Below are 8,804 nucleotides of genomic sequence, written 5' to 3' on the forward strand. Positions count from 1 at the left end.
GATAAATCCCGCGCCTGATGCAGTACAATCGCTGCTTTTAATTCGCCAACCAGCCGGCCATTCCGATGATCGAACCCAAGCGCGTCTTGCGCGCCCTCGCCGAACACTGGGCCCTGCTTGAGCCACTGTGCGAACACTTCGACCAAGGCACCCTGAGCCTTGGCGAGTTGCGCGCGCAACTGGCCGCCCAACAACTGGACAGCACGCCACAGGACATCACCAACCTGCTGGACGTGTGGATTCGCCTGGATATCCTGGTGCCTGTCGCCAAGAGCCCGAACCGTTTCGAGCTCAACGCGCAGATCCATGACTTCCTGGCCTATCTTCGCAAGGAGCACCGGCTAGGCCTGTGCCTGGAAATCGAAGCCTACCTGCGCCACCTCGAGCGCCTGGCCGGTTATATCCAGGACGCCTTCGACATCCGCGACGGCCACGACCTGGCCCGCCAACTGCGGCTGCTGGACATGCGCGTGCGCGACGTGCTGAAAAAACTCGCCAATGACGAACAGGCCCTCGCAGCCGTGGCCGACCGGGCCAAGACCAGCGACCGGCAGATCCCGTTGCGCCAGCGTTATGCCGAGGTCCTGGCGACCTGGGACGAATACGTCGAGCCGATGATCCAGTTGGTGAACGCCGACGGCGCCTTCGAGCAAGGCGTGCGCAAGGTAGAGAACGTGCTGTTGCGCATGCTCACCGAGCAGCAACGCCTGGGCCACCTGGTGGACGACGACATGTTGCTGCGCACCCACGCGCGCATCCTCGAAATGCAGACCAGCGCCCAGTTGACCTTGCGCCATGCCCGGGAACTGCTGCTGCCGCTGCGCGAAGAAGCGCGCCGGCACAACGCCGTGACCCGTGGCGCAGCGCTGGCCCTGTCGGCGATCCGGCGCAAGGGCCTGGACGCGGTGCCGCAAGCGGCGATGCCGATGTTTACCCGGCCACAGAGCACCTTCCTCGGCAGCGCCAGCCAGGTGGAAGCCTATGTGTATGCACTGGCGAATTTCGAACCCAAGCCGGCGCGCTTCCCCAAGGCCCACAAATCCCACAAGGGCGAAGCCCAGCGTGCGCCGCGCACGGTCAAGGAGATGCTCGAGCGCTGCGAAGACGCACTGCCGATGCCCGACCTGATGACCTGGCTGCTGGAACAGGAACCAGACGGGGCCACCGACGAGTTGCTGTACTGGTTCTCGCGTTTGTCGCGGGAGAAGCGTTTCAAGCGCGAGCGCCTGGAACGCCGGGATTACCATACTCACGAGCACCAGGTCAGCCTGCGCTCATTCGCCCTGCTCCCGGCCAGCACCGACGTAGCCGAGAATTCTGCGAGCACACCTTATGCATCTTGATCTATCCGAACTGTCCCAGCTGGCGCCGATCTTTCGCGAGCTGTTCAAGGGTTACCACGTCAGCCGCCGCGACCCGGAGCTGTACGCGCAACTGTCGAACTTCCAGGACCAGTACCGCACGCTGTTCAAGGCCCTGGGCTTTGAGTTGGTGTGCGATACCCGGGGTTTCTACTACTTCGTACCCGACTCGGCCATCGCCAGCGCGCAGGTGAACAAGACTGCGCAACGCCTGGCGCTGTTCACTTTCATCATTGTCGAACACCTGGCCGACCAGGGCCGCGACCCGATTGCCGTGCTCGACGGCGGCAGCCTGGGCCGCGATGAACTGCCCTCCTTGCTGGAGAAGTACCGCGACCTGTTTATCCAGGCCGAAGTGCAGACCCAGGAAGAACTGGAAGAAAAAATCATGCGCCGCATGACCCAGCTCGGGTTTGCCAGTGAAGACAACGGCGTCTATCGCTTCCTGCCGCCGATGCACCGCTTCCTTGATGTGTGCCTGTCGGTCCAGGCCGACCGCGACCTGGCAGCCAGCGTGCACAGCGTGCTGCCGTTGCCAGCGCCGGTGATCATCGACGAAGACAGCGATGAAAAACTGCTGCAGACCGATGATCCGCTGGACTTGAGCGAATTTGAAAGCGAAGAAGATGCCCTCGCCCGCGCCATTGCCGAAGAACAGGAGACCGATGCATGAGCAAGGAACGCTACGGCATTCGCCGCTTCGCCCTATTGAATACCGCCGGCTACAGCCTGGGCCTGTTCCCGCTGGAAGAGCCGCTGTCGGTGTATGGCGCGAACAACCTCGGTAAGTCGGCGTCGATCAACGCCTTGCAGTTCCCGATCCTGGCGCGCATGTCGGACATGAGCTTCGGCAAGTACACCCTGGAACAGTCGCGGCGCTTCTACTTCGCCACCGACACCAGCTACATCCTCGTCGAAGTCTCGCTGCCCCACGGCCCGCACGTGATTGGCGTGGTCGGCCGCGGCCCGGGCGGTGGTTTCGGCCACCAGTTCTTTGCCTACGCCGGCAAGCTGGACCTGGCCCACTACCAGAAGAACGACACCTGCCTGCGCCAGAAAGAGCTGTTCACCAACCTTGAGCGCGAGGGCCTGAAGGCTTACGAGCTCAAGCCCGATGAGCTGCGGCGCCTGCTGGTCGGCGGCCATACCTCGATCCCGCTGGACCTGACCCTGATTCCGCTGCGCTCCACCAGCGAGCAGAGCCTGAAGACCTTCCGTGCGCTGTTTATCAACCTGCTGCACATGCGCGAAATCACCGCGGCCAAGCTCAAGCAGCTGTTCCTCGATGCCTTCGAACACAGCCTGCGCTCCGGCAGCGTGGATTACATCGCCGCGTGCGAAGAAGCGTTCCGCGATGTACGACGCATGGAGCAGGACTACAACTCCCTGGTGGCCGCCGGCCCTCTGGTAGAGGCGCTGTCCAACGGCGTGAAGCAGCGGGAAATCCTGCGCGGCAAGTTGCATCGCCTGTCGCCATTGCTCGACTCACTGCTGGGCACCTGGTCGGACTACGCCAATGCACGCAAGGAAGAGCTGACGATCCAGGCCGAACACTACCGCAACGAGCAGGACGCGCTGCAGAACGATCAGCGCGGCGGCACCCAGGAGCTGATGCGCCTGGAGCGGGAAATCAGCGGCATTCAACGCTGGCTGGGCGAGTTGTCGGTGCTCAAGCATCGCTTTGCCCTGGTGGATGACGTCAAGGTCCTGGAGCAGCAACTGCTGGCGGCCAAGGATGCCCACGACGAACTGGCCGGCGCCCTGGCGCAATCGCGACAGTTCAGTGCCGAGGACCTGGACGAACGCCTGCGTGACCTGGAAAAACGCCTGAAGTCGGTCAAGCAGCAACTCGATCACGCCGACAACAACAGCTACGCCAAACTGCGGGAAGAATTCTCACAGCAGGACGTCGAGCGTCTGATGCGTCTGTTCAACAGTTCGTTGTTCAGCCTGCCGCTGGGCGAGCATGGCATCACCCTGGATGAAGACGGCCAGTGGGTCAAATCCCTGGAGCTGATCCTCGATGGCTTCACCGGCGAGCGCTTTGAAGTGCCGGGGCTGTCCATCGACATCTCGCACATCGAGCCACCGGCCTTGCAGGCCCTGGCGGACCGCGCGGCGTTGCGCGACCAGAAGGAGCGCCTGGAAAAAGAACTCAAGCAACTCAAGACCCAGCAGGCCGTGGCCTCGGACCGCGCGGCGAGCAAGACCCAGACCGAAGCCCTGTACCAGCAGGTACTTGATGCGCAGAAAGCCCTGGAAGACTTCCGCCGCGCCCAGACCCTGAGTGCCGAGGAAGGCGAGAAACTGGAAAACCTGGCGCAGATGGAAGCGGCCCAGGATGAACTGAAGCGCTCCAGCGATGCGTTCACCGAACGCGTCCAGCAATTGTCGGCCAAGCTGCAACTGGTCGGCCGGCAGATCGGTGATATGGAAGCCAAGCAGCGCACCCTGGATGACGCCTTGCGCCGTCGCCAGCTGCTGCCGGCCGACTTGCCGTTCGGCACGCCGTTCATGGACCCGATCGACGATTCCATGGACAACCTGCTGCCGCTGCTCAATGACTATCAGGACAGCTGGCAGGGCTTGCAGCGCGCTGACGGGCAGATCGACGCGCTGTACGCCCAGGTGCGCCTCAAGGGCGTGGCCAAGTTCGACAGTGAAGACGATATGGAGCGACGCCTGCACCTGTTGATCAATGCGTATGCGCACCGTACCGACGAAGCCCTGACCCTGGGCAAGGCACGCCGTGCAGCGGTGACGGATATCGCGCGGACCCTGCGCAATATCCGCAGCGACTACGACAGCCTTGAGCACCAGTTGGCCCTGTTCAACCGCGAGATCAACAAGCGCCAGGTATCCAACCTGCAAAGCTTCCGTATTGTGTTGGCGCCGAACAAGGAAGCGCTCAAGCATATCGACCAGATCATTCACAGTGCCGGTCAGTATGAGGAAGGCGAAACCCTCTCGGTGTTCGATCTCAGCCAAAGTGCCGAGCAGGACAACAAGAACGAAGAGGCCAAGGAATACCTGGCACGCCTGGTCGCTGCCAACCATAACCAGCTGGGGCTCAAGGACCTGTTCGAACTGGCGTTCGAGATCACCAAGGTCAATGGCCAGCCGATCATTCACACCGACATTGATGGCGCCGCGTCCAACGGCACCACCATGACCATCAAGGCGCTGACCAACATGTACTTGTTGCTGCACTTGATGGACCGCGACCAGGCCGGTCGCGTGCGCCTGCCGTACTACCTCGACGAAGCGGCGGATATCGACGAGAAGAACCAGGCAGCACTGCTGGAGACCAGCCTGCAACTGGGCTTTGTGCCGATCCTGGCCAGTGTGAAGCCGCAGGTCTCCGCCCAGGTGGCGATCGACCTCGAAGGCGGCAGCGGGCCGAACGGGATCTACATTGATGAGGCGGACTGGAAGTACATTCGCCGGCATGATGCGGTGAAGGCGACGGTGAATGTGCAGGCGGATGAGCCGGAGTTGGATGAGGTCTGATCCGCGCTGTTGAAATACAAAAAGGCCGCGATCCTATGGATCGCGGCCTTTTTTGTGGGCGGGTTATGCGGTGTTGGTGGGGGCGCTATTTACCCAGGGGGATCTTCGGCGCCCAGATCAGCCACTCGTCTTCGAACTTGTCGAATAACGGGAAGGTCTGCTCGGGCAGCGCCGGGTTGCCCATGCGCTCGCCATCCGGCGTGGCAAAGGCGATACCGCCCTGGACCAGGGTTTCCAGGGACTCGGTGCGCACTGTCGCGCCCTTGAACAGGCCAAAGTCCAGGCCAAAGCCGCTGCTGTTCCAGAAACGGCTGCCGCCGCGAACCAGCGGAGCGTATTTGGGCTCGATCAGCACATGGATCAGCACACGGTCAGCGGTCTTGCCCAACTCGTAGCCGGTGACCTTGCCGACTGTGACTTCCCGGTAGGTGACTGGCACGCCGACTTTCAACGAGCCACGGCGGGCGGCGCTGAGTACCAGGCTCAAGCCGGCTTCTTGCACGTTGCTCTCTGGCGGTTGGGCCAGGGCCACGAAGTTCTTTTGCGCACCGCTGCTTTTCACCGCCGGCAGCACTTCGATGTATTGGCCGGTGACCAGGGTTTCCAGGTTGGCGGTCTTCATCAGGCCCAACTCGGGCTTGACCACCCAGAACTGGCTGCCAGTACGGGCGATCCGCTCAGGAACTTCGGTGATGCGCGCAGTGAGCATCACCGACTGCATGTCCGGGCTCAGGTCAACGCTTTCTATCTTGCCCACGTCCAGGCCTTTGAAGCGAATCGGCGTATCGGTGCGCAGGCCATCGGCGCGGTCAACCTTGATCGTGATCAGGGTGCCACGCTGGGTGGAGGCTTCGTGATCGGCAAACAGGCGGAAACGCGGAATGCGATTTCTCAGCGGTACGTTCGGCTCTGGGGTCTCAAAGGCGATCCCCCCGGCCATCAGGCTTTGCAGGGATTCGCTTTTGACCTGGATGCCGCCGGTGAGCCCGCCGGTCAGGGTCACGCCACTGGCGTTCCAGAAGCGCGTCGAACCGTTGACCAGGCCTTCATATTCCTTCTCGATATGCACGCCGATCACCAGTTGCTTGCGCTTGCGCGAAAACTGGTAGCTCTGCACCGAACCGACCTTGACCTGTTTGTAGAGGATCGGGCTGCCAACTTCCAGGGAGCCGAGGCTTTCTGTGAGCAGGACCAGGTGCAAGCCAGGGGAGCGCAGGTCCAGCGGTGGCGCCTTGGCCCGGGCCACAAACTCGCGCTGGGGGTTTGCGCCTTTGTCACCAGGGCGGATGGCAATGTAATTGCCCTTGACCAAGGCTTCCAGGCCGGTGATGCCCGCCAGGGAGATGGATGGCTTGACCACCCAGAACTGGGTGCCCTCCACCAGGTAATCTTCGGCCAATGGGTCGAGGGTCAAGTCGGCGCTGGCGCTGGACAGGTCAGAGTCCACCTTCAGGGCCTTGAGGCTGCCGACCTGGATGCCTTTGTACATCACCGGCGTGCGACCGGCTTGCAAGCCCTCGAAGTCACTGAGCTTGACCTTGATGCGGATCCCTGCGGCGGCGGCATCGAAGTCTTCGTACAGGCGGAACGGCAGGCTCGGGTCGGTGGGCGGGCTGTCCTTACGGTTCTCTGGCGTAGCGAAGGCAATCCCCCCGGCGACGATGCTGGCCAGGGACTCGCTGCGCACTTTGACCCCGGAGAGGTTGGCGTCGATGCTGATGCCGCTGGCATTCCAGAAACGCGTATGTTTGCGCACCAGGCTGGCGTAGGTCGGCTCGATATAGACCTTGATCTCGACCGTGTTCTGATCAGCCGACAGCAGGTAGCTTTTGACCTGGCCGACCTGGATCTGTTTGTAGAACACCGGGCTGCCACGGTCCAGCGAGCCGAGCCGCTCGGCCTTGACCGTCAGGTGCAGGCCGGGCTTGGCGTCGGATAATGGGGGCTCTTCGGAGAGCGCCTTGAATTTACGCGTGGGCTCACCATCGCCGGGGCTGGCGGCGATGTAATTGCCCGAGACCAGGGTTTCCAGGCCAGTAATCCCGGCCAGGCTGACGCTGGGCTTGACCAGCCAGAAGCGCGTATTGGCCTTGAGGTATTGCTCGACATCCTTGTTCATCTCAATAGTCGCAATCACCCCACGATTGCTGCCCTCGTCATCCAATGCCAGGGTCTTGACCTTGCCCACGGTCATGCCTTTGTAGACCACTTCGGTCTTGTTGACCTGGATGCCTTCACCGCTTTCAAAGCGAACCTGGATCTCGATGCCCGTCTGGGTATAGGCGCGCCATCCGAGCCAGCCACCGATCACCAGGGCGATCAACGGCAGTACCCAAATGGCCGACCAGTTCGAAGCGGGGCGGGTTTTAGCCTTTGGCAAATCAGTCATGGTCGTCGTCCGACTCCGTGTTATCCCAAATCAGTCGGGGATCGAAAGTTACTGCGGCAAGCATCGTCAAGATCACCACACTGGCGAACGCCACGGCACCGAGATTGGCCTCGATACTGGCTAGTCGCCCAAAGTTAACGACCGCCACCAGAATGGCGATCACGAAGATATCCAGCATGGACCAGCGACCGATAAACTCGATAAAGCGGTACATGATAATGCGTTGTCGGGCGGAAAGCGGCTGATGACGTTGCACCGAGAACAGCAGCAGTGCGATGCCTACCAGCTTGAAGGTCGGCACCAGGATACTGGCAATAAACACCACGGCGGCAATCGGGAACATGCCGTGCTGAACCAGTTCGATCACGCCGGACATGATGGTGCTTGGAGCGCCCTGCCCCAGTGAGTTAACCGTCATGATTGGCAACAGGTTAGCCGGGATGTACAGAATTGCCGCAGTAATCAGCAACGCCCAGGTGCGCATCAGGCTGTTCGGCCGGCGCGCATGGACCAGGGCACCACAACGGGTGCAGGTTTGCTCGTCGGTGTCCGGGTCCTGCCTGTTCAGTTCGTGGCATTCGGTACAGATCAGAATGCCAGCATCAATCGCCCGCATGTTCGTCCTCCCCGGACAACGCTTGCCAGATCTGATGGGGTGACATCACCACCTCCAGCAGTACCTGGACCATCAACAGGCTGATAAAACAGGCCAGTCCCAGGCCCACGCTAAGGGCAGCCATATCGGCCAGTTTTACAATCGCCACCAGCACGCCCATCAGGTAGACCTCCAGCATCCCCCAATCGCGCATATGGTGATAAATACGGTATAGCAACAGGCCATAACTGCGGCCTATGTTCCAGCGGATGCTGAGCAGCACCGCAAGCTGGCAGAGCAGCTTGAGCAACGGAATGCCCATGCTGCACAGAAACACCACCACCGCCACGCCTTGCATGCCGGTATTGAACAGGGCAACTACACCGCTCCAGACCGTTTCCTGCGAAGACTGCCCGAGTAGATTGAGCTGCATGATGGGTAGAAAGTTCGCCGGGATGTACAGCAATAGCGCTGCGATCACCAAGGCAAGGCTGCGCTCTACGACATTGAAGCGGTGGGCGTACATCTCATAACCACAGCGTGGACACAGGGCCTTTTCACCGTGCGCAAGCTCTGGCTTGCGCATCAGCAAGTCGCACTCGTGGCAGGCAACCAGGTCCTCCAGCGGTAGGTCGGACACCTGGGTGGTATCAACCGGGTCGGACATATAGGACTCTAAGACAAAATGATCAGGTGTCTATTCTAGTGTTCTGGTTCAGAAATAACTGTGCAAATTTGTCGGGATCAAGCGATGGCGATGGGCCAGAACCTTTTCGACCGCCCAAAACAAAACCCCTGTTTGCGTTAGCAAACAGGGGTTCTGGAATTTAATCTTGACGATGACCTACTCTCACATGGGGAAACCCCACACTACCATCGGCGATGCATCGTTTCACTACTGAGTTCGGGATGGGATCAGGTGGTTCCAATGCTCTATGGTCGTCAAGAA

6 protein-coding genes and 1 rRNA gene are annotated in these 8,804 nt (G+C 60.9%); 3 read left to right on the forward strand and 4 right to left on the reverse strand.

The features are described 5' to 3' along the window. Nucleotides 1-65 precede the first annotated feature (65 nt). The 3 genes from mksB to mksF are packed head-to-tail and all read left to right on the forward strand — an operon-like array spanning nucleotide 66 to nucleotide 4,871. Entirely contained in the window at nucleotides 66-1,343 is a 1,278-nt protein-coding gene (gene mksB / locus HBR93_RS15360) for an Mks condensin complex protein MksB (RefSeq protein ID WP_057442070.1), read from the forward strand. Continuing rightward, nucleotides 1,333-2,034, forward strand: a complete 702-nt coding sequence (gene mksE / locus HBR93_RS15365) for an Mks condensin complex protein MksE (protein ID WP_057442072.1) — start codon at nucleotides 1,333-1,335, stop codon at nucleotides 2,032-2,034. Before mksB ends, mksE begins: the two co-directional genes overlap by 11 nt. Beyond that, nucleotides 2,031-4,871: an Mks condensin complex protein MksF gene (gene mksF / locus HBR93_RS15370; protein WP_057442074.1), complete on the forward strand. Its 2,841-nt coding sequence runs from the start codon at nucleotides 2,031-2,033 to the stop codon at nucleotides 4,869-4,871. Before mksE ends, mksF begins: the two co-directional genes overlap by 4 nt. Nucleotides 4,872-4,956: 85 nt before the next feature. On the opposite strand, the gene HBR93_RS15375 is transcribed toward mksF, so the two are convergent. The 4 genes from HBR93_RS15375 to rrf form a co-directional block, all read right to left on the reverse strand. Continuing rightward, the gene (locus HBR93_RS15375) at nucleotides 4,957-7,260 is read right to left on the reverse strand and encodes an MlaD family protein (RefSeq protein ID WP_115127396.1); all 2,304 of its coding nucleotides are present in this window, start codon (nucleotides 7,258-7,260) and stop codon (nucleotides 4,957-4,959) included. Beyond that, entirely contained in the window at nucleotides 7,253-7,876 is a 624-nt protein-coding gene (locus HBR93_RS15380; protein ID WP_057442078.1) for a paraquat-inducible protein A, read from the reverse strand. The genes HBR93_RS15375 and HBR93_RS15380 overlap by 8 nt, the downstream gene beginning before the upstream one ends. After that, on the reverse strand, nucleotides 7,863-8,522 hold the full coding sequence (locus HBR93_RS15385; protein ID WP_169960617.1) for a paraquat-inducible protein A: 660 nt from the start codon (nucleotides 8,520-8,522) through the stop codon (nucleotides 7,863-7,865). Before HBR93_RS15385 ends, HBR93_RS15380 begins: the two co-directional genes overlap by 14 nt. Nucleotides 8,523-8,686: 164 nt before the next feature. After that, a 5S ribosomal RNA gene (gene rrf, locus HBR93_RS15390) occupies nucleotides 8,687-8,802 on the reverse strand. Nucleotides 8,803-8,804: the final 2 nt, after the last annotated feature.

The sequence above is a fragment of the Pseudomonas sp. WS 5411 genome, assembly GCF_012985595.1.
GTDB lineage: Bacteria > Pseudomonadota > Gammaproteobacteria > Pseudomonadales > Pseudomonadaceae > Aquipseudomonas > Aquipseudomonas shahriarae.

Coding starts and splice junctions, on each gene's coding strand:
- mksB (WP_057442070.1), top strand. CDS start 66: ATGATCGAACCCAAGCGCGTCTTGCGCGCCCTCGCCGAACACTGGGCC.
- mksE (WP_057442072.1), top strand. CDS start 1,333: ATGCATCTTGATCTATCCGAACTGTCCCAGCTGGCGCCGATCTTTCGC.
- mksF (WP_057442074.1), top strand. CDS start 2,031: ATGAGCAAGGAACGCTACGGCATTCGCCGCTTCGCCCTATTGAATACC.
- HBR93_RS15375 (WP_115127396.1), bottom strand. CDS start 7,260: ATGACTGATTTGCCAAAGGCTAAAACCCGCCCCGCTTCGAACTGGTCG.
- HBR93_RS15380 (WP_057442078.1), bottom strand. CDS start 7,876: ATGCGGGCGATTGATGCTGGCATTCTGATCTGTACCGAATGCCACGAA.
- HBR93_RS15385 (WP_169960617.1), bottom strand. CDS start 8,522: ATGTCCGACCCGGTTGATACCACCCAGGTGTCCGACCTACCGCTGGAG.